Raw genomic sequence first — 25,242 nt, forward strand, 5'->3', positions numbered from 1 at the left:
TATAACTTCGTTAATAGCCTGTCGAGAATCAACCAAAAGGTATTAATAATTTAATGGTTGCTTCCTTTGTGAAACTTACAACGAAGAAACAATTATTGTGACAAGTTAAATAGATCAGTTAATTAGTATGATCGGTATGATTGCTATCACAAGGCTTCCATAACAAATCTGAATAAACATCTTTATTGACTAACCTCGCATTAAATAATTCGATATGCTTTTCTTAAATTTTAGGCAAAAAAATACCCACTCGAAAGCAGGTATTTTTTAACATTAAGATATTGTCACTGATTACTCAGCTTCAACAACCTCAAGGTTTACAACTGAAGTTACATCAGAGTGTACTGTAACAGTAATCTCGTAAGAACCAGTTAAACGTAAAGCGCCTTCAGGAAGACGAACTTCACTTTTAGCTACAGCTACACCAGCAGCAGTGATTGCATCAGCAATATCACGCGTACCGATTGAACCGAATAGTTTACCAGCATCACCAGCTTTAGAAGTGATAACAACCGCTTCTAATGCAGAGATAGCTTCACCACGTGCTTGAGCAGCAGCTAGGTTAGCAGCTTGCTTAGCTTCTAATTCAGCACGACGTGCTTCAAAAGCTTCTAAGTTTGCTTTGTTTGCTGGTACAGCTTTTTGCTGTGGGAAAAGAAAGTTACGTGCGTAACCTGCTTTAACATTAACTTTATCGCCAAGTTTACCAAGGTTAGCAACTGTATCTTGTAGAATAATTTCCATAATATATAGCTCCTATTTACTTGTGTAAATCTGTGTAAGGTAAAAGCGACAAGTAACGTGCACGTTTGATAGCGCGCGCTAGTTGGCGTTGGTATTTTGCACATGTGCCAGTAATACGGCTAGGTACGATTTTACCACTTTCAGTGATGTAGTTCTTTAATGTAACAACGTCTTTGTAATCAATCTCAACAACATTTTCTGCTGTGAATCGACAGAATTTACGACGGCGAAAATAACGAGCCATGGTAGTTCCTTAAATTTGTTCTATGTACTGAGCATGTAACACCAATTTACCAAGATTACTCTTGCTTTGGTGGTAAGTGATAAAACCACTTACTTTAATTTGCATGCCTTTCGATAATTTATTTTTCAACTGACTTGCTAATGGTCCACTTGTTGCAATTGGCATATAACAATATGTATTGCGTGGCAATCCAGCTTCTTCTTGCACTGAACGATGTTCTATCGTCAGGTTACAGTGTTCAATACCACTAGGGCTTGTTTTATGTATCGGCTTTTCAGTTACGATACCTGTAAGTTGCAAAAAGTTATCAGTCACTCAGTTTCTTATGCTTCAGCTTCTGTTGCAGCAGGCGCAGCTGGTGCAGCATCAAAATCTGGACGTGGAGCACGAGGAGCACGTTCAACACGTTCTTCTTTTGCTTTAGCCACTACAGATGCTTCAGTTACAGCAGATTTAGTACGCATGATCATGTTGCGGATCACAGCATCGTTGAAACGGAAAGCAGTTTCCAAATCATCGATTACTTTTTGCTCAGCTTCAATATTCATAAGAACATAGTGTGCTTTGTGTAGTTTGTTGATTGGGTAAGCCAGTTGACGACGGCCCCAGTCTTCTAGACGATGAACAGTACCACCTGCTTCTGTGATAGAAGTAGTGTAACGCTCGATCATACCATTAACTTGTTCACTCTGATCTGGGTGAACCATAAATACGATTTCATAATGACGCATATAAAAATCGCTCCTTACGGGTTAGTAGCTTCTTAATTTGGCTCAGCCGTACCAAGTAGAAGCAAGGAACAAAAAGGGTGGCTGATTTAAGGCGGCAGATTGTACAATTTAGAGTCAACTTACGCAAGCAACAAAAGCAATATAGCGAATAAAAAATAATATGAGTTTAATAATACCAATCACACTCATTAACAGAACCATTTTACTTGTTAAACTAACGTAGTTCATCGTTGTAAATTTCGTAAAGGGAACAACCATTAGGGAATTAATATTTTTTAGTTAATTCTCCGACAGACGATTAACGATGTTAATTTTCGAAAGGCCTTAATTTACGCTTTAAACTAAGTCATTTTCCCTGCGCAAAATTTAGAGCACCTATTTTACGTAATTGATATATTATTGGGAACTTTTATTGATCGTTTGCATCTATAGCTTAACAACATAAAATACCCTTTTCTTAAATGACATAAATGAGCTGATTTTATTGAATTCCCCATTCTTTTACATCTTAATTATTAACCTTGTCGTTTTTAGTGCTAATGCTTGGTTTTTTATGGATCCTGAAGAACCTATTGCAATAGAAAATCCTGCTTTAATAGAGGATGAAAACATTCATGAAGACGTTACTGCTAATAAAAAGGTTGAAGAAGCGAAGCCGATCACCATGGATGATATTTTATTAAATTTAACCGCTGCAGAAACCCTCGCTGTTATAAATTATCAAACAGAAGCACAACAAAAAATAGAAGAATTACAAAAACAGTTACAAATTGAATTAAAAAAATCTAATCAAAAGCAGCAAAATCAGACGTTATTAGAGACTAAACTTGCTTCTTTAACTGAATATAATCAACAGCTGGAAGATAAAGTCTCTAGCTTAGATAACCAAGTTAATATCCAAGAGTCACATTTAGCCGAAAGCCTTAAACGTGGGAAACAACTTAATGATGCACTGCAAAAAGAGCTTTTAAAACATGCAAGTTTACTCAGTAAGCCTGTTGACCAAATTAAAACGTCGATTGATCAAAAGCCTGATTTGTTAAAAACCAAGAAAACAGCACAAGGTGAAAGTGCTATTTCTGATGCTGAGTTTATTGATGTCGCGGTTCAAACAAATAACATCAAGACAGATATCGTCGACAGTAATGAAGAGGCGACCCTAAAAGTGAATAACTTAACGGGTGCGGTAGAGTTTGGCTTTGATTATGAAGACGATGATGACCTGACAAAAACGGCGGAAGGTCGCTTAATTTTAGATTACAACGTTGTTGATCAATATAATATCAATAGTGATATTAAGTTTGAGTTTGAAGATGAAGAAGACGATGAGACTGAAAACGATTGGCGTTGGCAGTTGCAAGGTAATTATAATTTAGATCCCGTTAACTCGATCTTTGTTCGTAGTGATATTCAGCGCAGTCAATCTGATTCATATGAAAAAGAAGATACCTACACAACAGGTTACGGTCATATTTTCTTTAATGAAAATAATCATAAATTTAATACTGAAATTGGACCTGGTTATAAACTAGCTGAGCCTAATGACGGTGAAGATGTGGTTTCTTATAATGAATTTATTGTGCGAACAAAATTGAATTATGAAAGGATCGTAACTGACAGTTTACAGGTCACGCTAGGTACGGTATTTGAGTTTGGGCATAAAAACAGTGTTTATGAAGCTGAATTTAAAGCGCAAAACAGAATACGTCAACGATTATATTTAATCTTTGATATCAATTATAAATACAATCAAAATGTATCGGACGAAACAGAAAACGATGAGCTGTCCACTGGTTTGAATCTTCAATATGCATTTTAGTATAAGGATGTAGCCTCAGAGGACGAAATTGAAGGTATTATTTATTAAGTGATTTTTGACAAGTTATTTTGTTGATTAGACTAACTATAAGTGATCTATTTCTAAGTATTTGAAAATGTTAATAACCAGAAAGGGTGCGGTTTACTTTCTGGTTATTTATTAATAGGTTGTTTAGATTGACCTATTTTATCGGCGTTGACGTACTACTTCGAACAAACAAATGCCTGTTGCAACAGACACATTCAAACTTGAAACAGCACCTGCCATTGGCAATTTAATTAGTTCATCACAATGCTCACGCGTTAAACGACGTAAACCCTTGCCCTCGGCGCCCATTGCGAGTGCCATACCGCTTTCTAATTTGCAGTCATAAAGGCTTTGTTCAGCTTCACCAGCAGTCCCATAAATCCAGATACCTTTATCTTGTAAACTGCGCATTGCACGCGCTAGGTTCGTCACATGGATTAATGGAATCGATTCTGCTGCACCACAAGCCACTTTACGCACAACAGGCGTTAAACTTGCTGAATTATCTTTAGGGATAATGACTGCATGTACACCAGCCGCTTCTGCACTTCGTAAACAAGCACCTAAGTTGTGTGGGTCTGTCACGCCATCTAAAATTAATAGGAATGGTGGAACATCTAATGCTGCTAAAATAGGCTCTAAATCATTGTCAGTTAATACTTTCAATGTTTTTACGCGAGCCATAATACCTTGGTGCTGCTCACCATCAGACTTTTCATCTAATGCTTTACGTTGCATGAACTGTACTGATACACCCCATTCTTTCGCTTTGTTAAGCACGTCATTTAAACGTTCATCATCACGCCCCTTTAAGGCATAAATCTCAATAACACGTTCTGGTTGTTTTTCTAATAGGGCATCAACGGCGTGCATACCGTAAATAATTTCACTTTTACTCATGTTACTTATCTCTTTATAAAAAAGGTGAAGCAAAGAGCTTCACCTGTCATCACTATTCTATTGTTATGTCAGTCTATGCCTTAATCTTACGGTTAAGTACTGTACATCACCTTTATGAATAAGGGCTTATGCTTTAGTGTTACTCGCTTTTGCTTTAGAGCGAGCTGCACGACCTGGACGTTTTGTTTTAGACGTCGTTTTCTTCTTTTTAGAAGAAGCGGTATTCTTTTCACCTTGAGCGACTTTGCGTTGAGGCTTTTTCTTTTGCTTGTTAGCCGCTTTTCGTTTCGCTAATAACTCTTCTTCTGTTAATTTTTCAGTTGGCTTAGCATCACGCTTGTCACTTGTTTTATTGTTTACTTTAGCGTTGGCTTGGATTTTTTCTTTATTACGTGAACGTCTGTCGATAGGGCGATCTGAACCTTTACCTTCTGGTTTACGAGCACGTTTACGTTGCCCAGCTACCGCTTCATCTGCTAGTTCAAAGTCAATTTTCTTATCGTCTAAATTAACTGATAATACTTTCACTTCTAATACATCACCAATGCGATAAATACGGCCTGTGCGTTCACCTTTCAGCGTTTGCTTGCCAGCATCAAAGATATAGTAATCAGAAATCAAGCCAGTAACATGTACTAAACCATCAATATGAATGTCATTCAGACGCACAAAGAAACCAAAGTTAGTGACTGCCGCAATGGTGCCGACCATCGTATCGCCAATATGATCCTGCATGTATTCACATTTAAGCGCATCAGCGACATCACGAGTCGCATCATCAGCACGACGTTCGGTCATTGAGCAATGTTCACCTAATTGACTAACTTCTTCACTTTGGTAGTTATAACCACCCGTTTCAGTCCATTTCGCTTTTAATTGATTGTTAGCTTGATGGGCGACTAAGTACTTAATAGCTCGATGTAAAATCAAATCAGGGTAACGACGAATTGGCGATGTAAAGTGAGCGTATTCTTCTAACGCTAAACCAAAGTGGCCTAGGTTTTCGTCTTGATAAACCGCTTGCTTCATTGAGCGCAATAGCATGGTTTGTAATAGTTCTTTATCATCACGTTCTGCAAAGGTTTCAGCTAAATCAGCGTAATCACGCGGTGCAGGTTTTTCACCACCGTTAAGGCTCAAGCCTAATTCACCTAAGAAAGAACGGAAGTTAGCTAGTTTTTCTTCACTTGGTGTTTCATGAACGCGGAATAATGCAGAAGCGCCGGCAGACTCGATGAAACGTGCTGAAGCGACATTCGCTTGGATCATACATTCTTCAATGATCTTATGCGCATCGTTACGTACCAGTGGCACAATCGCATCAATTTTACGTGCTTCATTAAATAAGAAACGGACTTCTAACGTTTCAAATTCCATTCCACCACGGATTTTACGCGCTTTTTTGAAGGCTTTATAAAGGTTCTCTAACTCTTCTAAATGCGGTACTAATGGTGAGTATTGTTCACGTAATGCTTCATCACCTTTTAAAATAGAGGCTACTTTTGTGTAAGTGAAACGCGCATGAGAGTTCATTACCGCTTCGTAGAATTTATAATCTTTTAAGTGACCATCTTGTCCAATCACCATTTCGCTAACCATACAGAGACGGTCAACTTGTGGGTTTAAAGAACATAAGCCGTTTGATAACACCTCAGGTAACATTGGGATAACTTGATCTGGGAAATAAACAGAGTTACCACGATTAACCGCTTCTTTATCTAGGATAGTGCCCGTGCGAACGTAAGAGCTTACATCTGCAATCGCTACCCATAAACGCCAACCGCCACCAGGTTCTTTTTGACAGAAAACAGCATCATCAAAGTCACGCGCATCTTCGCCATCAATGGTCACTAATGGTAAGTCACGTAGATCAACACGACCTTTTTTAGCTTCTTCAGGTACAAATTCACCAAACGGTTCAAGTTCTTTGTCTAAACCTTCTGGCCATTCGTGTGGAATATCATGTGTACGAAGGGCGATTTCAACTTCCATACCCGGTTCCATATCTTGACCGAGTACTTCTGTGATTTTACCGGTTGCAGTAAAACGGGCTTTAGGACGTTGTATAATTTCAACAACGACTATTTGTCCATGACGAGCGCCGCCATTGTTTTCTTTACTAATAGTAATTTCTTGATTAATACGAGAATCATCAGGTACAACGGATGAAACACCATCTTCTACAAAGTAACGACCAACAATCGTTTCTTTGCGTGCTTCTACTAAACGCACAAAACGTGCTTCAGTTCGACCACGTGAATCAACCTTAACAGGTTGCGCTAATATAGTGTCTCCGTGAAATAGGAAACGCATTTGGTGATTAGGTAAGAAAAGGTCTTTACTATCATCTTCTGTTTTTAAGAAACCAAAACCATCTTTATGGCCGATCACTTTACCCGTTGCAAGGTCAAGTTTATCGGGTATCTGATACGTTGCATTGCGGCACCAAATTAATTGGCCATCACGTTCCATCGCTTTTAAACGGCGACGTAGGCCTTCAGCTTCTTCTTCGCTGCTAAGTGAGAATGCTTTAAACATCGCATCACGTGTGATTGGTTTACCGTGCTTCTCAATGAAAGCTAAAATAAATTCGCGATCAGGTACAGGGTGTTCATAAGTTTTGGGTTCTTGATCTACAGTAGGATCTAGGGTCATATTTGGAACTCTTTATAAGGCAATTAGTTAAAGTATATCTGAAAATCATTCAAAGCTTTGGATTAATCAATAAAAGGCGGTTTTTTTTATTTTTTAGCCAAATTGGTTATCGATTAAGCAAGCAGAACCATTTTAGCAAAAAAAATGCAAAAAAGACTAGACAGCTTTTACTGTGTTCAGTATTATCCGCGCCACGCTAAAGACGTGAGCACCCGTAGCTCAGCTGGATAGAGCGTTGCCCTCCGGAGGCAAAGGCCACAGGTTCGAATCCTGTCTGGTGCACCATTACTCTGAGAAGCAATTGTTTTAAAAAGTAATATTACGGATGTATAGAAGTTCTTTAGTTGTTATAGTGGCGGATGTAGCTCAGTTGGTAGAGCCCCGGATTGTGATTCCGGTTGTCGCGGGTTCAAACCCCGTCATTCGCCCCATCTTTTCTCGATGTAAAATTGAAACAGAAACAAACTGTAAATACGTCTCGGTGATTAGCGCAGCTTGGTAGCGCATCTGGTTTGGGACCAGAGGGTCAGAGGTTCGAATCCTCTATCACCGACCACATTTAAGAATCCGCTTAGCTCTTTGAGTTAAGCGGATTTTTTCGTTTATGGTCTTTAAGGTTTTCTTTCAATGGTTTGACCTTACAAGATTGCTCAGACACCAAGCTGTCGCTTGTTCGCTCCGTCTATCACCGACCACATATAGAAAACCCTTCTTTTAATGGTTTGATCTTAAAGAACTGCTCATACACAAAGCTGCCGCTTTATCGCTCCATCTATCACCGACCACATTTAAGAATCCGCTTAGCTCTAACGAGTTAAGCGGATTTTTTTCGTTTATGGCCTTTAAGATTTTCTTTCATGGTTTGACCTTACAGGATTGCTCAGACACCAAGCTGTCGCTTGTTCGCTCCATCTATCACCGACCACATTTAAGAATCCGCTTAGCTCTTTGAGTTAAGCGGATTTTTTCGTTTCTGACCTTTAAGGTTTTCTTTCAATGGTTTGACCTTACAAGATTGCTCAGACACCAAGCTGTCGCTTGTTCGCTCCGTCTATCACCGACCACATATAGAAAACCCTTCTTTCAATGGTTTGACCTTACAAGATTGCTCAGACACCAAGCTGTCGCTTGTTCGCTCCATCTATCACCGACCACATTTAAGAATCCGCTTAGCTCTTTGAGTTAAGCGGATTTTTTCGTTTCTGACCTTTAAGGTTTTCTTTCAGTGGTTTGACCTTACAGGATTACTCAGACACCAAGCTGTCGCTTGTTCGCTCCATCTATCACCGACTACATTAAGAAGGCCGTAACATTGCAAAATGTTGCGGCCTTTTACATTTTTCACTTCTGAAAAGCCTTCTTTCAATGGTTTGACCTTAAAGAACTGCTCATACACAAAGCTGCCGCTTTTTCGCTCCATCTATCACCGACCACATTTAAGAATCCGCTTAGCTCTTTGAGTTAAGCGGATTTTTTCGTTTCTGACCTTTAAGATTTTCTTTCAATGGTTTGACCTTACAGGATTGCTCAGACACCAAGCTGTCGCTTGTTCGCTCCGTCTATCACCGACCACATATAGAAACCCCGTTACATTGCAAAATGTTACGGCCTTTTGCATTTTTAACTTCTGAAAAACCTTCTTTTAATGGTTTGATCTTAAAGAACTGCTCATACACAAAGCTGCCGCTTTATCGCTGCTCCATCTATCAACGACCACACATAGAAAAGCCTGCAACATTTGAATCTAAGTTGCAAAATGTTGCGGGCTTTTTGCATTGATGAATCTCTAATAAAGAATCTAGGGTATTTACTGGTTTGGCATTTTTCATTACGAACTACATTAAAGAAACTACAACGTCTTAAAACATTAAGGTATCTGTATATATTTGAAATTTTAATTTATGTGAAATATGGAGAGGGTTTAAAGACTGTAAGTTTTACAGTTATATGGCGCAGTGGTAGGTATCGTTTTGTAATCTATAAGTTGATGTATGCGGTTAAGTTGAAAGTTAACCCATTAATTTTTGTAAGTTAAAAACAGAATTCGTAAAGTTCTTCCACCATGACATTAGGCTGTTACCTAATTCGCCATGCGCCAAGGTCAGCCCCAACCTCTGTAAACTAAAACCTGAATATTAAAACAAAAGTCGAAGTAGGTTTCTGCTTATAACAAACGACTGTATTCGTCACTCCGTACTTTAATGCAGCATGAAGGTGCATTAAGAACTCTATAATCATGATGGTAATAATCACGATAGTAATAAGAGTAAAAATTTTTATTTTTCTATTATCTTTATGGATATGATGGATGGTTCGCATGTTTTAGTTTCAGGTGTAAGGCTAATTAGAGGATTAGAGGATTAATGTCATAAGTTTGTATATTCAGACTTTATACAGGGTTTCATTCATTTACAGCTAGATGCGCTACTACAAGATAATTACTTTAATACTATTTAACGTCAATTCTGGTTAACGGAAGCGAAAGGTTATTTGAAATCATATAGTTATAATAATTTATTATACAATACTGCTAGTTGTGCGTAGTTCAAGGCAAATTGTTGAAGCAATAACTGGTTATTGGGAAATAATTTAACGAAGAAATTCGCTCAAATAGTGGTGTTGTATCGCTTTCTTATCCGGAACTGAGGTTATTTATATCTAAGGTTAATCTGGCGTTGAGTATTGTATTTATCAATGAAAGTACCTCTACAATAAACAACAATATGAAACGAGTCTCTATTACCCTAACAACTGCTTTACTTTTATAGCGAATTATTGAATTACATTCTCTATATAAACCATTAATGCTTTATATGCTTGATGATACTTCTAAAGCTAACTGCGCTATATAGTTTGAACTTTGATCTATTGTTGTAAAAATAAATATAAGAGGGAGTTCATATCATCAGTATTTTCATCATCGAGCATTTTTTACTTGTTTCGTTTTAGCGAATTATTTTTCGTTGTGTTGTCTATATTCATCTGGTTATTAAAAATGAAGTAAAATGGGCAGGTTTGATAAAAGCGTCTAGAATGTATTTATGATAATTAAAAAGGATTTCTATTCACATGATTGAATAATTAAATTTATTAAATAGTAGATAAATTAAAATAATTTATAGGCTGCATCGATACAATATTAACGTTATGGAAGTGATCTATTGATTATGTTTATGCGTATGTTCCCATTTAAGTTATTTTTTGTTAGTCCGTACGGTTATTAGTAATACTAATAAAGTTCAATATTTAGTCTGTTTTTTCTTTTAAAAGGAAAAAAATGCAACATTGACCGCTTTATCCTCCTTTTAATTTCACTCTTTTTTGAGATCTATGTCACATTGCCTTTCTTTAATCCCAATTTTTTTGTGATGTTTCGTCATATAACTATGTTTCCTATTTCAGCCATCAGTTTTGTGTGGTAATTTTATTTTGCGCTTAAAACACTGTGACGCGTTGTTAACGCTAAAGTATTTAAGTATTTAAGGACTCAATTATTATATCAATAGCCACAAGGTGATGGAAAATGAAAAAAACAATATTAGCAACAATGCTTACTTCTTTATTCGCAGTATCTGCACACAGTGCAACTGTATATGATGCTGATGGTATGACATTAGACGTGTACGGTGACGTTGAAGTTCAAGCAGGTAAAGGCACTGCTGACGGTTCAGCTAAAATGATTAAACTTGATGATGCAGACTTTGGTCTTCAAGTTGGCTATAAAGTGGGTGAAGACTTAACGGCTATTGGTGTTGTTTCGATTACTGGTGAAGATGAAGATGATGGCGTTGCTCAAGTTAATTTAGATGATGCTTACGTAGGTCTTAGCTCTGCACAATGGGGTACGCTTACTATGGGTAAGCAAGTAACTATCTCTGATGATATCGGTATCGGTAATGATTTCGAGCTAGGTATTGAGAGTGGCTATGGTACTGCGGATGATGATTATTATGGCGGTCGTCAAGTTGTTAAATACACTGTTGATAAAGGCAACTACTACGGTGGTATTTCATACCTATTAAATACAGGTGAGCTTTCTGATAATGTTGAATCTATCGATGCTAAATTAGGTGTACGTCTTGACGCACTTGATTTAACTGCTTACCTAGGTAAAACAACTGTTGGTAGCGAAGATTCTACAAGTGTAATTCTAGAAGCGCGTTATGCAATTGACGCTCTATCTTTAGAAGCAACTGCTGGTACTACAAATGGTTTAACAGATGCTGACGATTTAACTAACTTTGGTTTAGCTGCTGTTTACTCAATGGATAAAGCATTTGTATCTGGTGGTTGGTCAATCACAGATACAGACGGTCCTGATGATCAATTTAATACTTACTTTGCAAACGTTGGTTACGCATTCAACAGCAATGTAACAACTTATGTTGAAGTTGGTAGCAACGACAAAGATGATTCTGAAGTAGGTTACTACGCTGGTATGGCTGTAAGCTTCTAAGATAGCTTTATTAATAAAAGGATATTAGATTATTGTTTAGCTAGGTTGTTTATAGCAAAAACTTAAATTAATACTCAATTATATTAATAAAATAAAAAAACTGTTTATTCGTTTCAATACGGATAAGCAGTTTTTTGTTTATAGCGCTTTATTTGATCTTATCTTTCATTAGTCATTAGTCATTAATCTAAATTTTTGAACGTCTTACCTCATACTTCATATTTCATAAAGTTTCATTACCTAAGCCTCTTATTTTTAACTTCCTAGTTAGCCTGGCACTATTTCATCTTATTGTTAAGGCACTGTTGCTCAACTTTTTTAATTGTTAGCTGTACCTCATTATGTGTATTTTTTCTTATGGAAACTCATATAGTCACTTACAGGATTATATAAAATTGATATTGTTATGACTCTGCGATATTAGTTTTTATTTAAGGTGATTATTTATGAGTTTTGTTGAAAAAGTGGTAATGGCATCTGAAGGGCCTTCTTTTTCTAAATTAATACAAGGCTATTGGCGTCTAGGAAGTTGGGGGATGTCACCTCAAGCACGTTTAACTTTTTTGAAGCAACATGTTGAGCTAGGTATAAGTACTATTGATAATGCGGCTATCTATGACAATAGTGAAGTGTTATTCGGTGAAGCCTTAAAGTTAGACCCGAGTATGCGCGATAAAATTGAAATTATTTCTAAGTTTGGCATTAACGGTATTGCTTCTTCACCTAGAGAAAAGCATGTTTCACATTATGATAGTAGTAAATCTGCCATTATTACTTCTACAGAGAATTCCTTACGTCGATTAGGGGTTGAAAAACTAGATGCATTATTAGTTCATAGGCCAGATTTCTTGATGCATGCAGACCAAGTTGCTGCCGCTTTTTGGGAGTTAAAACAATCTGGTAAAGTTGAACATTTTGGTGTTTCAAATTTTACACCTTCTCAATTCTCTCTTTTACAATCTCGTTTAGATAAGCCTCTAATCACTAACCAAGTTGAAATAAATCAAATTAATACGCATAACATTGAAAATGGTGTCTTAGACCAATTACAGGAATATCGTGTACGGCCGATGGCATGGTCATGTTTAGCTGGTGGAGCTATTTTTAATGAGCAAAGCCCACAAATTTCACGGTTATGTCGTTGTTTAAATGAAGTTGCTAAGGAAATAGGGGCTACCGCTATCACACAAGTTATGTTTGCTTGGATACTTAAACACCCATCAAAACCAGTTGCATTGATTGGTTCAGGGAAAATTACACGTGTGCATAATGCAGTTGCAGCATTAACACTGAAGATGAGCAATGAACAATGGTATCGAATTTGGGTTGCATCTAAAGGCTCTCCTGTTCCGTAGGTTCATGCTATAGAAGAACGTTGTCATCACTGGGTACATCTAAAGGTTATTCTATATGGTGGTGAAATTTAAATTAGAATTAGGCAGATATAAAGATCTGTAGGCTTATCAAAATGAGTGATGTTGTCATATTAGCTAGTCTAGCTCTAAATAAACTTGGCTCAGGGGAAGCATTCTAGGGCTATCAACATAGGATCATAGATACAAACGCGCCTTATCTTCAACTACTTCAAAAGTAAAGACGCTGATTTTTTAGTGAGTTAATAAAAATTTAAATGAGTTCAATCACTAATTTAACTGCAAATACCAATAGAACCAACCCCATCACACGGTCAAACCAGTGACCGTGATTTAAGAATTTCTTTCTAACCGATTGCTGTGAAAATAGAAAAGACACTAAACAGAACCAAGCCGCTGTAGTCACGATGATCCATAGTCCGTAAAGAGACTGTACAGCAATTGGTGTGCTGGCACTGACGACCGTTGTGAAAATAGCTAAGAAAAACAGTGTTGCTTTTGGGTTTAATACATTGGTCATAAAGCCAACCATAAACGCTTTCTTTTGATGCTTTTTGTTATTATCAAGTGCGATCGATGACGATTGATCTGGCTTCGCTTTGCTACGTAATAAGTTAAAGGCTAAATAAGTGATATAAGCTGCGCCTAATATTTTAGCGGCAATCATTAATGAATCTGATTGTGAAATCAAAATACCCACACCTAGAAGGGTATATAACACATGTACCGATATTCCAGCTCCTATTCCTAAACTGGTTATTATTGCTGTTTTACGACCAAAACTAATACTTTGTCTAAGCACAATCGCAAAGTCCGGTCCTGGGCTCATAACAGCGAGGAAGTGGATGATGGTTAACATAATAAACTCATGAAAATAAGGCATATTTTACTCTTGAATCGGGTTGATGATGAGACGTTGAGGCAATTATGATAACGTGTCTTTAATTATTTTCATAAGGTTAAATTATGACTTCTGTAACACAATTTCCTGTACCTTTGTTGGGTTTTGCCGCTTTTAGCGGTACGGGTAAAACAACGCTTATAGAGCAACTCATCCCTTTGTTAATTGAACAGGGTTTACGTATTGCGTTGGTGAAACATAGCCACCATGACATTGAAATGGATAAACCCGGGAAAGACAGTTACCGCTTGCGTAAAGCGGGTGCTTCGCAAGTTGTCTTGGCTGGAACACATCGTTCGATTTGCTTTCATGAGCATCAACAAGCACATGATAGCCAGTTAAGTGAACAACTCGCATTATTAAATACAGACTGTTTAGATTTAGTGCTGGTGGAAGGTTATCGTGATCAAGCTTTCCCTAAAATAGAATTACATCGTAGCGTGTTAGACAAGCCATTTCTGTATCCAAACGATCCCGATATTATTGCCTTAGTTTGTGACCAGTATGTTGATGTAGCTGATCTGCCACTATTTGATTTTACGCAATTAAAATCGATGGTGAGCTTTATTTTGCAAGAGGTGATCGCTGTGCATAAAAGCGAGTCGATTTAAAATAAGTGATTTGGACTTTCTCTCTTTTTCATATACCTCATCGAATGTTGCATTGATGGGTTGAATCTACCCTAAAGAAAATGAGTCGAGTTAATTTTAACTGAATAAATTTGAGTTAAATAAAGCTGATACAAATAAAGCAGCCATAAATATAGTTGAGCCACTTATTCTTAAGTGGCTCATTTGGAAAAAACCATTCTAAAGAGGGCTGTTTTGATAAGCTTGTCTTGAGAAGCTTATCTCGAGAATAAGGTGCCCAAAAGATTATCGCTGGGCAAAAGCTGATATTAAGCGTTGTTGGCAGCTATCTTCTGGTAATTGCTGACGTGACTTACCAATAAGATAGTTTTCTTTAAAAGTTGAAAATAATAACGTTAATAGATGCGCATTATCGACTTCACCTAAGCTGTCTAATACTAAACTCGCGACTTCAGCGGTCGCTAATTGGTTGTCTTTAGTCGCTTTGCGCATGATGTATTGCGATAGCTTTTCTGGTGAAAAGGACAGTACTGGGAATGCATCTAAGTATGGACTTTTACGGAACATCTTCTTAGCTTGTGCCCACGTCCCATCTAATAAAATAAACAAAGGACGTTTACCTTCATTTAAATGAGAAGTGATAGGTGATGGCATTAAGGTTCTTTCTGTTGTGGCATACTCATCAGGAAATACCACGATAGGTTGCCAAGTTGTCTCGTTTAATAAAGCTAACATAGCGGGATTAGGTTCAGTACGAGACCAAATATAAGCCTGCGTATCGGGAATAAGATCCGCAATTAAACGCCCTGTATTACTTGGCTTTAAGATCTCATCGTCATACATCAATAAGAGAAATGCACTTTGGCTGTCTACTGTTTGCTTGATTGAACAAATGCATAAGTAGGGCAATAACATGCAATGCTTACAGCGTGGAATACTACCGCCACGGGCTAAAAAAGGTCGGGTACTTTGACTTAAACGATGGTCGTATAGTGTATGAACGGCATGAATTCGCATAATTAACTCTATTATTAAGAGAGGGGATTATATGCAAAAAAGTGACTATAAAGAATATATTAAAAGTATTTATTGGCCATCATGAGAGAAAGAAGTGGTGTAAGAAATAAATAAAAAGGGATGATATCAATCATCCCTTGTTGATCATCTAACGATTAGTTTGTTATTTGTTTACTGTTGATGTGATGGTAAGTCATTACTTTCAAATGAATCAGCGAACTCGTGGTTACGGTCACGGTGCTTTGCTTCATCTTCACGAATACACAATACAACGTCACGTAACAACGCATCTTGTGGCAACTTATAATAGTCTCTAGCAATTTTAGGTGCCGCGACATTGTCGACAACTCCCTGATCAATTTTTTCTAGAAACTCGGTATAACTTTTACAGGCTTCTTCTTCAAAATAACCCACGACTCTGTGTGCCGTTTTAGACGATAAAATATATAAAAAAGTGTATACAAAAAGGAACGCGCCTTGCCCTAATAATACGAGTGTACGTTCAATCCATGTCGGTTTAGCAATGTCTAAAAATATCATTAAATACATACGTTCATTTTCAGCCTCATCTAATAACTCTCGTACCCATCCTTCGTCATCACGCATACGGCGTAAGGCTTTTAAATGGTTTAACATGCCAGCTACCATGCCGGGTACAGCGGCAATGGTTTCTAAAATTACGGCGCGTTTAGCGTACTTAGTACCGTAAAAAAGGTTTAGGGTGAATTTCAATATCTGAGTAATTTTATAAGCGATAGACTCAGACATTTTATTTGGCTTTTGGTGCAGCAATTCAAAGTTTGACATAGTATCTCTCTCAGTAAGTTAAAAGTAATTCTACCGATAAATTAATACTAAATGTGATCTTGGTCAATGTATGTTCAGGTTGAAAAAAAAGCTGATTTTTGTCATGTAAACAACCATTAACAAGTCTGGAAATAGTCTATTAACATTTGTGAAGGGTTTTGCATTTTAACTAATTGAAATACGCCTTATTAAAAGTTATTTGTTAGTGTTTTGTAATTAAATTGCTTTTTTCAAAGATAAAAATTATTGACGTAAATTTGACTTAATATGTCCACATTTACTATCAAAATAAAGACTTTTATCTTTTAAATTGGGCATTTAACTTGTTTGAGTCAGTATTATTGATCAATAAAAACAAGATATTGACGTTTACTAAAATGAAATAAGATTAAATAAGATGAGGGTAATAGTATTGGTTTAGATTCCGTGTCATGGTGGAGGTGGTAATAAAATTTATTTCTTAATAAAAAGGGAGTGAACACTTGAATTCAATCACGAATATTCCAGATGATTTTGTACATTATAAAACCACACCTCTATTTACTAAAAGTAATATCCCTAAGTTGTTCTTATTTGAACACAATACAAAGGCGGGCGTGTTTGGCAAAATATGTGTATCCTTCGGGCGTTTACAGTTTTCGGGCTTTAGTGAGCGACGCGGCTTGATAGAACAAGACATTGTTATCTTAGCTGGTGAGCATGCTATTTCACCGCCTGAGTATTGGCATAAAGTCGCGTTTTTAACTGATGATACCGAGTTTAAAGTAGAATTTTACGCACATAAAGATTCTGATACCGTTAAGCAAAACCTATCAGAAAGAAACGAACGATTTAATGGTTATCCTTAAAGAAAAAATAGAAACGAGAGTGTAATGGCTGAGAAAAAACGTATTTATATCGCTTATACTGGTGGCACTATTGGTATGAAACCCTCTAAAAATGGGTTTATTCCTGTTGCTGGTTATTTGTCTGAAACGATTAAAAATATGCCTGAGTTTTATCATCAGGATATGCCTGAATTTGAAATACATGAATATGAACCGTTAATTGATTCAGCTGATATTTCACCACAAGCATGGCAAGTGTTAGCGACTGATATTCAACAGAAATATCAAGAGTTTGATGGGTTTATCATATTACATGGTACAGACACCATGTCTTATACTGCATCTGCATTGTCATTTATTTTTGAAAGTTTAAGTAAACCAGTGATTATTACTGGTTCACAAATTCCTCTTTCTCAGTTACGTTCAGATGCACGCGCTAATCTATTAAACTCTTTGTATATTGCTGCTCATCATCCTATTAATGAAGTATGTATTTTCTTTAATAATCAGCTATTCAGAGGTAACAGAACCACTAAGCAACATGCTGATGGGTTTAGTGCCTTTGTGTCTCCTAATTATCCTGTGTTATTAGAAGCTGGCATAGAGATTAAAAACGTTGCTGGTAAAAAACAAAAAACAGCGAATACACGTTTAACCATTGGCACAATCGAAAAACAATCGATTGCCATTTTGCATTTATTTCCAGGGTTAGATTGGCAAGTGTTGGACAACTTATTAAAAAGCCCACTGCAAGCATTAGTCTTATTAACGTATGGCGTTGGTAATGCTCAGCAAGATCCACAATTATTAAATACCTTAAAGGAAGCGAGTGACCGTGGCATCCTCATTATTAATTGTAGCCAGTGTTTAAAAGGCAGCGTTAATATGGAAGGTTATGCAACAGGCCATGCGTTAAGTGAAGCGGGAGTGATCAGTGGGTTAGATATGACCACAGAAGCTGTAATCGCTAAGTTACATTATCTCCTTAGCCAAGACTTAAGCTATAAAGTCGTAAAAGAGTTATTAACCACAGATTTACGTGGAGAGTTAACGGTTGCTGTTTAGTCGCTGCATTTAGCTGGACGAGCTTTCTCATTACTTTTTTATTGAAGGTCTACAGTTTAGTTACCTCTCTTAACTAAAGCCTCTTAATTATCACCTCTTAACTATGACTTCTTTAATAGACCTTCTTTAATAAGTGCTTTTAACAAGTTAGGGTAATCACCATTATCGCCCTAACTTACTTTTTGATTATTATTGGGATTGTCTTGTTTTAAAGTCTCAATTTCTAAAGGTATCAATTAAGGTATCAATCATTTCCTGTGCGGCAATTGAAAGGGGGATTTTAGCTTTTGTGATGATGCCCACATGACGAGAAATGATTGGCTGTGAAATCGGTAAACAAATGGCGCCTTGCTCACGCATTTGCGCTTCACACAAAGCAGGGACAACAGCGATTCCTAACCCTTGAGATACCATTTTTCCTACCGTTGCTAATTGGTGAGCATCAAAAGCAACATGTAATTCCATTCCTTCTTTCGCTAACGCCATTTCTATCAACTTACGTACACTTGAAGGTTTTTGTAAGGTAATAAAGTCACATTCAAGTATCTGTTTCCATGTGAGTTCTTTCTCATTTTTGAGCGAACAATTCTGATGAGTGACTGCAATAAAGCGATCATTAAACAAGGCTTGAAAGTTTAAATCTTGCGTATTTTCTGGCTCAAAAGAGATACCCATTTCAATGTTTCCAGAACGTACCATTTCAACTACGGTATCGGTTAATACATCGTGAATTTCAATACTGATATTGGGGTTTTTTTGTCGATAATTCATCAATACTTTTGGCAATAAAGAGGCTGCAAAAGAGGGCATTGCAGCCAATGCTATTTTCCCTCTATCTAATGTAAATCTCTGTTTTAGCTCATTTTCTACTGCATCCCATGAGGCGACTAACGTCTTAGCCATTGACAGTAATTGCAGCCCTTCAGCCGTCAGTAAAGTGCTCCTTGTGGTGCGCGTAAATAGGCGCCCACCTAACGCCTCTTCCAAGCTCTTAATGGATAAGCTAACAGCTGGTTGCGACATGTGCACAAGATGGCCTGCTTCGGCAAAACTTTGAGTCTGTGCGACGGCTAAAAATATACGAAGTTGTTTTACATTCATAACAAAACCTAATTAATAGATAAATATAATAAATTTATTTAATGAATAAGTATGGTGCACACTGATGAAAATTAAAACGACATTGTATTTAAAGGGGGATCTATGGCTGGTTTCAACAAAGTAGTGACAACATATGAAGACGCTATGAGTGGTTTACAAGATGGCATGACGGTGATTGCTGGTGGTTTTGGTTTGTGTGGGATCCCTGAGAATTTAATAGCTGAAATTAAACGTCTTAAAACAAAAAATCTGACCGTTGTATCAAACAATTGTGGTGTCGATGGTTTTGGCTTGGGGATTTTGTTGGAAGACAAACAAGTAAGCAAGATGGTGTCATCTTATGTAGGTGAAAATGCCTTATTTGAAAAGCAGGTATTAAATGGCGAGTTAGATGTCGAACTAACACCACAGGGCACCTTAGCTGAAAAGATGCGTGCAGGCGGTGCAGGTATTCCCGGATTTTATACCGCAACAGGTGTGGGCACGCCCGTTGCTGAAGGCAAAGATACTCGCTTCTTTAACGGGCGTGAATATTTGTTAGAAGAAGCAATCACGGGAGATTTTGCAATTGTAAAAGGGTGGAAAGCAGACCGCTACGGTAATGTTATTTACCGTCATACCGCGCAGAACTTTAATCCAATGGCGGCAACTGCGGGCAAAATAACCGTGGTTGAAGTGGAGGAATTAGTTGAAGTGGGCGAGCTCGATCCTGCCCATATTCATACTCCGGGTATTTATGTTGACCGCGTGATTGTTGGTACATTTGAAAAGCGTATTGAGAACCGTACGACAAGCGAATAATGCTTTTGTAGTTAGATATAAACCTAGCTCAGTACATATCTAGTTCAATACATATTTAGTTCAATGCATATTTATAGGTGGTTTTATGGCACTTTCTCGAGATCAAATGGCGATTCGCGTAGCACGCGAACTACAAGATGGTTACTACGTTAATTTAGGCATCGGTATTCCAACATTAGTCGCTAATTTTATACCAGATGGTATGGAAGTCATGTTGCAATCTGAAAACGGTTTGTTGGGGATGGGGTCATTCCCAAGTGAAGACAGTGTTGATGCAGACATGATCAATGCAGGTAAACAAACTGTTACCGCAGTATCTGGTAGCTCAATTTTCTCATCGGCTGAATCCTTTGCGATGATTCGTGGTGGCCATGTTGATTTAACAGTATTAGGTGCCTTTGAGGTCGATGTGAGTGGCAATATTGCTTCATGGATGATCCCAAAGAAATTAATAAAAGGTATGGGCGGTGCAATGGATCTAGTGGCGGGGGCAGACAACATTATTGTGACCATGACTCATGCATCTAAAAATGGCGACTCTAAGTTATTAGATGTTTGTTCATTACCTTTAACCGGCAAAGGTTGCATAAAAAAAGTATTAACCGATTTAGCTTGGTTAGAAATTGAAAACGGGGCTTTTGTATTAAAAGAACGTGCTCCTGGTGTATCGATAGAAGAAATTAAAGCTAAAACTCAAGGTCGTTTAATTGTACCTGAGCATGTTCCTGAAATGGTGTTTTAAGCCATTAGTTATGTTGAGTAAAGCAGTTATTTCTTAGTGAAGCTGCTATTGCGAGTAAAACAATTATTTTGAATAAAGAGGCCATTATGGAAATTGTTATTGTTGCTGCAGGTCGTTCACCTATTGGTGCTTTTAACGGGTGTTTATCGTCATTAAGTGCAGTGGAATTAGGTCGCCAAGTCTTAGCGTCAATGTTACTAAAACAACCTGTTTTAAAACAACATATCGACGAAGTTATCTTAGGGCAAGTGCTGACGGCTGGATGTGGTCAAAATCCTGCTCGTCAAACAGCAGTGCATGCCGGTCTCGATCATTCAGTTTCTGCCATGACTATTAATAAAGTGTGTGGTTCAGGCTTAAAAGCGGTGCAACTCGCCGCACAAGCGATCGCTAATGGTGATGCTGAAATGGTGGTGGCGGGTGGACAGGAAAGCATGAGCCAAGCTGCACATGTGTTACCACAAAGCCGACATGGTAAAAAAATGGGTAATTGGTCGTTAGTCGATACCATGGTAAGTGATGGTTTATGGGATGCATTTAACGATTATCACATGGGGCAAACTGCTGAAAATATTGCTAAACGTTGGCAATTTACACGTAGTGAACAAGATACCTTTGCAGCACATTCACAACAAAAAGCCGCAAAAGCGCAAGCAGCAGGGCAGTTTGTTGAAGAGATTGTTCCTATCAGTATTCCGCAGCGTAAAGGTGATGCAATTATTGTTGATCAAGATGAACAAATTCGCCCTAACAGTAGTGTAGAGGGCTTAGCGAGGTTACGTCCTGCTTTTGCAAAAGATGGCTCAGTGACGGCTGGTAATGCATCGACCCTTAATGATGGTGCCGCAATGGTGGTCGTTACTTCTAAGCACAAAGCACAGGCATTAGGGTTGCCAATATTAGCGACGATTACTGCTTCTGCAAGTGCAGGTGTCGATCCGGAAGTGATGGGGATTGGTCCAATTGAAGCGACTAAAAAAGCACTGCTTAAAGCGACGTGGACAATCGATGATTTAGATGTTGTCGAAGCGAATGAAGCTTTTGCAGTACAAGCGATGGCAGTTAATAAAGAACTTAATCTCGATACAAATAAAGTGAATGTTAATGGTGGAGCAATTGCACTAGGGCATCCCATTGGCGCATCAGGTTGCCGAATTCTAGTGACCTTAATACATGAAATGAAACGGAGAGAGTTGAATAAAGGGTTAGCCACACTGTGTGTTGGTGGAGGAATGGGCGTGGCAATGTTGTTGTCCCGTTAAAAACGTTGATTCAACTTATTCGTGTTATGAGTCTGGCTTAAAACGAATAGGTTGAATCTACAGAGCGCCATCGGAAAGATGCTTTCAGCAGTAAAAGCAGTAAAAGCAGTAAAAGCAGTAAAAGCAGTAAAAGCAGTAAAAGTATTAAAGCACTAAATAAGCAATAACACTCTTAGTTCAAGATCAGTTTTTAATTCAATTGTCGGTCGTTATTTGAGCTGCCACGACTTATCTAGTTTTCAACAGTTAAGTAAGTACAAACAGCAATACAAGTAAAAATTTCACATTTTATAAACGAAAATAATGACGTTCGATTCGCGATCCTCGTTTATCAATCGTCAATAAGCTAACAGCGATATAATAAGGAAATTGTTATGAATACTAACGTAGCACAACTCAGTGTATTACAAAGACTCAGTAAATTTTTTGTGACGCTACTTCAGCGTTATCTTCCTGATCCCTTTATTTTTGCGATTGTATTAACCCTAGCGGTTTTTGTGTTGGTGATGCCGAGTACAGGGCAAAGTCCAATACAAGTTGTTGATGCGTGGGCTGGTGGGTTTTGGAAATTATTGACCTTCTCAATGCAAATGGCAATGGTGGTGGTGACCGGGCATGCCATGGCCAGCGCACCCGCGTTTAAAAGTAAACTCGCGGTATTAGCCAGTATTGCTAAAACACCAAATCAAGCGATCTTATTAGTGACTTTTATCAGTGCTATCGCCTGTTGGATCAACTGGGGATTTGGTTTGGTAGTTGGTGCTATCTTTGCTCGTGAAATTGCGTCACGCGTAAGGGGCGTTGATTACCGCTTATTAATCGCCTCTGCGTACAGTGGCTTTTTATTTTGGCATGCGGGTTTATCTGGTTCGATCCCATTAGCTTTAGCCAGTGGTACTAACTTGAGTGCTGTGACTAATGGTGCAGTAACGTCTCCAATCCCAACTTCTGAAACGATTTTTTCAACCATGAATTTGACGATTCTTGCCGTGATGTTAATTGCGATTCCAATTTTGAATCGTTTAATGCATCCCGTTGGCAAAGATATTATCACTATTGATGCACAATTATTAAAAGAGCAATCTGCCCTGCAGGGGACTGCTCAAGGTAAACAATCAAAAGGCAAAAACTTTCAAGGTAAAGAGTTACAGGCTGACGCATTAGATGATCAAGAAACAGACTATCAGGAAAAAATGACACCTGCTGAGCGTCTTGAAAACAGTCGTATTTTGTCGCTGTTATTAGGGGGGATGGGCTTCACTTACATTATCTATTATTTTATTAATAATGGTTTTGCACTTAATCTTAATATCGTTAACTTCACTTTCTTATTCTCTGCAATCTTGCTACACGGAACGCCAAAGAGTTTATTAAGTTCCGTTTCACAAGGCGCTAAAAACTGTTCAGGTATATTATTACAGTTCCCATTTTACGCAGGTATCATGGGGATGATGACGGCAGTGGGCGATTCAGGTAATTCGTTAGCAGGTATTATTTCAGCGGGTTTTGTTTCAATATCAAATGAAACAACATTTCCAGTGTTTACCTTTTTAAGTGCTGGTATTGTCAACTTTTTCGTACCATCAGGTGGTGGTCAGTGGGCCGTTCAAGCACCTATTATGATGCCTGCAGGGGCTGCATTAGGTGTTGATGCGGCGAAAACGGCGATGGCAATTGCATGGGGAGATGCATGGACGAATATGATTCAACCTTTTTGGGCATTACCTGCGTTAGCAATTGCAGGATTAGGCGCTAAAGATGTCATGGGATATTGTATTATGGCGTTATTCGGTTCGGGCGTGATTATTTCACTTGGCTTGTTGGTGTTTTAATTAAGTCATTTGTTCATTAAACCATTAAACCATTAAACCATTAAACCATTAAACCATTAAATCATTAACTTATATATAATATGCAGCCTATGTCTACGACGTTAAATTAGCTTTATTTTTAACGTCGTAGGTATAGCCAATCACCAATAAACTGTTACCAATAATCAATCATAAAAGTTAAGCATTAAAAAAGCTAAGATCTGTTTTTATTGTTCTGTTATTCCGTATTTTATTATTCGGTATTAACGACATCTTCATTGAATGTCCCTTGCATTAAGTGTGCGGTTACAAACTCAGTGAATACTTTTAAGCGAGAGGGCATATATTTATTTTGGGCATATTGCATTGCTATTACACCCGCGTAGTTTCCTTTAATGTCCCAATCTGAAAGTACTTCAACCACTTCATTATTTTGTAACGCATTTTTAATCACAAAGTCAGGGAAGATACCAATCCCAAAACCATCTTTAACACCGTTTAAACGCATTTGAGAATGATTGACTGCATAGCGTCCAGACACTGCGATTACATGTCTTTCCTCTTTTTTCATGAACTCCCAAATATGGTCGATCGCCGTTTCACCTAAATATAAACAATCATGCGCTGATAGCTGTTGTGGATGAGTTGGGCAACCTCTATTTTTGATATATTCAGGGCTTGCACAAAGTTTCAAATGGACTTTGCCAATCTCTTTCATTATCAAGCCTTCAGAGGGTTTATCGGTTAAGCGAAATACCACATCAATGCCTTGCGCTATCATATCGATATCACCGTCTGAAGCCCTTAGTTTTAATTGAATTTTCGGGTATTTGGTCAAAAAAGGCGTGACCAGTGGCTGCAATACAATGGTTAAAAAAGCTTTTGGTGCAGCAACCGTTAACGTTCCAGAAGGCACGGTATGTTCTAAACTGGAAATATCGATTGCCTGCTGGGCAGCTTCAACAATGATGGTTGATTGCTGATATATTTTTTTACCCGCATCAGTGATCAATAAACGACGAGTGGTTCGTTCAAACAACTTTACAGATAATGCACTTTCTAATCGCGTGATCAATTTACTTAAAGCTGAAGGGGTGACCCCTAACTTTTTAGCTGCCGTTGTAAAGCTTCCTTCATTCACCACAACAATAAAAGTGGCTAAATCGGGTAATAAAGTAATCAGTTTATTTGTGACCATGATTCACCAATGGTTTTCCATTTTAGGGGCTAATAGTAGTAATCGGTTTCAATTAGAATCAATTTATTGGGTTTTATTATACTTTTTATCAACAACATTAATATGTCGCATTGTTTATAACGATGTTCGTTATAAAAGGATTTCTCATAAAAGGCTTCATTATAAAAAGCT

21 protein-coding genes and 3 tRNA genes are annotated in these 25,242 nt (G+C 37.8%); 13 read left to right on the forward strand and 11 right to left on the reverse strand.

Going from position 1 to position 25,242, the window contains the following annotated elements; genetic code table 11:
• Window positions 1-291: 291 nt before the first annotated feature.
• The 4 genes from rplI to rpsF are packed head-to-tail and all read right to left on the reverse strand — an operon-like array spanning window position 292 to window position 1,719.
• The gene (gene rplI, locus Q0794_RS12600) at window positions 292-744 is read right to left on the reverse strand and encodes a 50S ribosomal protein L9 (RefSeq protein WP_298942406.1); all 453 of its coding nucleotides are present in this window, start codon (window positions 742-744) and stop codon (window positions 292-294) included.
• A 16-nt stretch (window positions 745-760) separates the two neighbouring features.
• Window positions 761-988: a 30S ribosomal protein S18 gene (rpsR, locus tag Q0794_RS12605; RefSeq protein ID WP_160063801.1), complete on the reverse strand. Its 228-nt coding sequence runs from the start codon at window positions 986-988 to the stop codon at window positions 761-763.
• A gap of 9 nt (window positions 989-997) precedes the next feature.
• The gene (priB, locus tag Q0794_RS12610) at window positions 998-1,303 is read right to left on the reverse strand and encodes a primosomal replication protein N (RefSeq protein ID WP_025563296.1); all 306 of its coding nucleotides are present in this window, start codon (window positions 1,301-1,303) and stop codon (window positions 998-1,000) included.
• A gap of 8 nt (window positions 1,304-1,311) precedes the next feature.
• Window positions 1,312-1,719: a 30S ribosomal protein S6 gene (rpsF, locus tag Q0794_RS12615; protein ID WP_025563297.1), complete on the reverse strand. Its 408-nt coding sequence runs from the start codon at window positions 1,717-1,719 to the stop codon at window positions 1,312-1,314.
• A gap of 553 nt (window positions 1,720-2,272) precedes the next feature.
• Here rpsF and Q0794_RS12620 point away from each other — a divergent pair.
• Window positions 2,273-3,538, forward strand: coding sequence for a DUF481 domain-containing protein (locus Q0794_RS12620; RefSeq protein WP_298942417.1), 1,266 nt, complete (start codon window positions 2,273-2,275; stop codon window positions 3,536-3,538).
• 186 nt (window positions 3,539-3,724) lie between these two features.
• On the opposite strand, the gene rlmB is transcribed toward Q0794_RS12620, so the two are convergent.
• Both rlmB and rnr read right to left on the reverse strand, forming a co-directional pair.
• Window positions 3,725-4,465 carry a 23S rRNA (guanosine(2251)-2'-O)-methyltransferase RlmB gene (gene rlmB / locus Q0794_RS12625; RefSeq protein WP_025563299.1) on the reverse strand — a complete coding sequence of 247 codons (741 nt, stop codon included), beginning with the start codon at window positions 4,463-4,465 and terminating at the stop codon, window positions 3,725-3,727.
• 126 nt (window positions 4,466-4,591) lie between these two features.
• A complete protein-coding gene (gene rnr / locus Q0794_RS12630) occupies window positions 4,592-7,120 on the reverse strand; it encodes a ribonuclease R (protein ID WP_298942421.1) in 2,529 nt (842 codons plus the stop codon).
• 208 nt (window positions 7,121-7,328) lie between these two features.
• Here rnr and Q0794_RS12635 point away from each other — a divergent pair.
• The 5 genes from Q0794_RS12635 to Q0794_RS12655 all read left to right on the forward strand — a co-directional run bounded on the left by Q0794_RS12635 (window position 7,329) and on the right by Q0794_RS12655 (window position 12,931).
• Window positions 7,329-7,405: transfer RNA gene (locus Q0794_RS12635), tRNA-Arg, on the forward strand.
• Window positions 7,406-7,475: 70 nt separating this feature from the next.
• A tRNA-His gene (locus Q0794_RS12640) sits at window positions 7,476-7,551 on the forward strand.
• 48 nt (window positions 7,552-7,599) lie between these two features.
• Window positions 7,600-7,676: transfer RNA gene (locus Q0794_RS12645), tRNA-Pro, on the forward strand.
• Window positions 7,677-10,643: 2,967 nt separating this feature from the next.
• Window positions 10,644-11,576: a porin gene (locus Q0794_RS12650; protein ID WP_298942424.1), complete on the forward strand. Its 933-nt coding sequence runs from the start codon at window positions 10,644-10,646 to the stop codon at window positions 11,574-11,576.
• A 446-nt stretch (window positions 11,577-12,022) separates the two neighbouring features.
• A complete protein-coding gene (locus Q0794_RS12655; RefSeq protein ID WP_298942426.1) occupies window positions 12,023-12,931 on the forward strand; it encodes an aldo/keto reductase in 909 nt (302 codons plus the stop codon).
• A gap of 271 nt (window positions 12,932-13,202) precedes the next feature.
• On the opposite strand, the gene Q0794_RS12660 is transcribed toward Q0794_RS12655, so the two are convergent.
• Entirely contained in the window at window positions 13,203-13,832 is a 630-nt protein-coding gene (locus Q0794_RS12660) for a LysE family transporter (RefSeq protein ID WP_298942428.1), read from the reverse strand.
• Window positions 13,833-13,915: 83 nt separating this feature from the next.
• On the opposite strand from Q0794_RS12660, the gene mobB reads away from it, so the two are divergent.
• Complete coding sequence (mobB, locus tag Q0794_RS12665; RefSeq protein ID WP_298942430.1) at window positions 13,916-14,461, forward strand: molybdopterin-guanine dinucleotide biosynthesis protein B; 546 nt, start codon at window positions 13,916-13,918, stop codon at window positions 14,459-14,461.
• Window positions 14,462-14,725: 264 nt separating this feature from the next.
• Here mobB and Q0794_RS12670 read toward each other — a convergent pair whose 3' ends face one another.
• Together Q0794_RS12670 and Q0794_RS12675 are read right to left on the reverse strand one after the other, a co-directional pair.
• Complete coding sequence (locus Q0794_RS12670; RefSeq protein ID WP_298942432.1) at window positions 14,726-15,457, reverse strand: tRNA-uridine aminocarboxypropyltransferase; 732 nt, start codon at window positions 15,455-15,457, stop codon at window positions 14,726-14,728.
• A gap of 171 nt (window positions 15,458-15,628) precedes the next feature.
• Entirely contained in the window at window positions 15,629-16,264 is a 636-nt protein-coding gene (locus tag Q0794_RS12675; RefSeq protein ID WP_298942434.1) for an alternative oxidase, read from the reverse strand.
• A gap of 491 nt (window positions 16,265-16,755) precedes the next feature.
• Here Q0794_RS12675 and Q0794_RS12680 point away from each other — a divergent pair, with 491 nt between their 5' ends.
• Complete coding sequence (locus Q0794_RS12680; RefSeq protein WP_298942471.1) at window positions 16,756-17,112, forward strand: DUF1971 domain-containing protein; 357 nt, start codon at window positions 16,756-16,758, stop codon at window positions 17,110-17,112.
• A 24-nt stretch (window positions 17,113-17,136) separates the two neighbouring features.
• Entirely contained in the window at window positions 17,137-18,156 is a 1,020-nt protein-coding gene (gene ansA / locus Q0794_RS12685; protein WP_298942435.1) for an asparaginase, read from the forward strand.
• 216 nt (window positions 18,157-18,372) lie between these two features.
• Here ansA and Q0794_RS12690 read toward each other — a convergent pair whose 3' ends face one another.
• Window positions 18,373-19,257 carry a LysR family transcriptional regulator gene (locus Q0794_RS12690; RefSeq protein WP_298942437.1) on the reverse strand — a complete coding sequence of 295 codons (885 nt, stop codon included), beginning with the start codon at window positions 19,255-19,257 and terminating at the stop codon, window positions 18,373-18,375.
• Between the two features lie 102 nt (window positions 19,258-19,359).
• On the opposite strand from Q0794_RS12690, the gene Q0794_RS12695 reads away from it, so the two are divergent.
• The 4 genes from Q0794_RS12695 to Q0794_RS12710 all read left to right on the forward strand — a co-directional run bounded on the left by Q0794_RS12695 (window position 19,360) and on the right by Q0794_RS12710 (window position 23,894).
• Window positions 19,360-20,058 carry a CoA transferase subunit A gene (locus Q0794_RS12695; RefSeq protein ID WP_298942439.1) on the forward strand — a complete coding sequence of 233 codons (699 nt, stop codon included), beginning with the start codon at window positions 19,360-19,362 and terminating at the stop codon, window positions 20,056-20,058.
• A gap of 85 nt (window positions 20,059-20,143) precedes the next feature.
• Window positions 20,144-20,800 carry a 3-oxoacid CoA-transferase subunit B gene (locus Q0794_RS12700; RefSeq protein WP_298942441.1) on the forward strand — a complete coding sequence of 219 codons (657 nt, stop codon included), beginning with the start codon at window positions 20,144-20,146 and terminating at the stop codon, window positions 20,798-20,800.
• Between the two features lie 86 nt (window positions 20,801-20,886).
• Window positions 20,887-22,062: an acetyl-CoA C-acetyltransferase gene (locus Q0794_RS12705; RefSeq protein WP_298942443.1), complete on the forward strand. Its 1,176-nt coding sequence runs from the start codon at window positions 20,887-20,889 to the stop codon at window positions 22,060-22,062.
• Window positions 22,063-22,436: 374 nt separating this feature from the next.
• Window positions 22,437-23,894 carry a short-chain fatty acid transporter gene (locus Q0794_RS12710; protein WP_298942444.1) on the forward strand — a complete coding sequence of 486 codons (1,458 nt, stop codon included), beginning with the start codon at window positions 22,437-22,439 and terminating at the stop codon, window positions 23,892-23,894.
• A gap of 232 nt (window positions 23,895-24,126) precedes the next feature.
• Here Q0794_RS12710 and Q0794_RS12715 read toward each other — a convergent pair whose 3' ends face one another.
• On the reverse strand, window positions 24,127-25,071 hold the full coding sequence (locus Q0794_RS12715) for a LysR family transcriptional regulator (protein ID WP_298942447.1): 945 nt from the start codon (window positions 25,069-25,071) through the stop codon (window positions 24,127-24,129).
• Window positions 25,072-25,242: the final 171 nt, after the last annotated feature.

The sequence above is a fragment of the uncultured Psychromonas sp. genome, from assembly GCF_947489755.1.
Classification (GTDB): domain Bacteria; phylum Pseudomonadota; class Gammaproteobacteria; order Enterobacterales; family Psychromonadaceae; genus Psychromonas.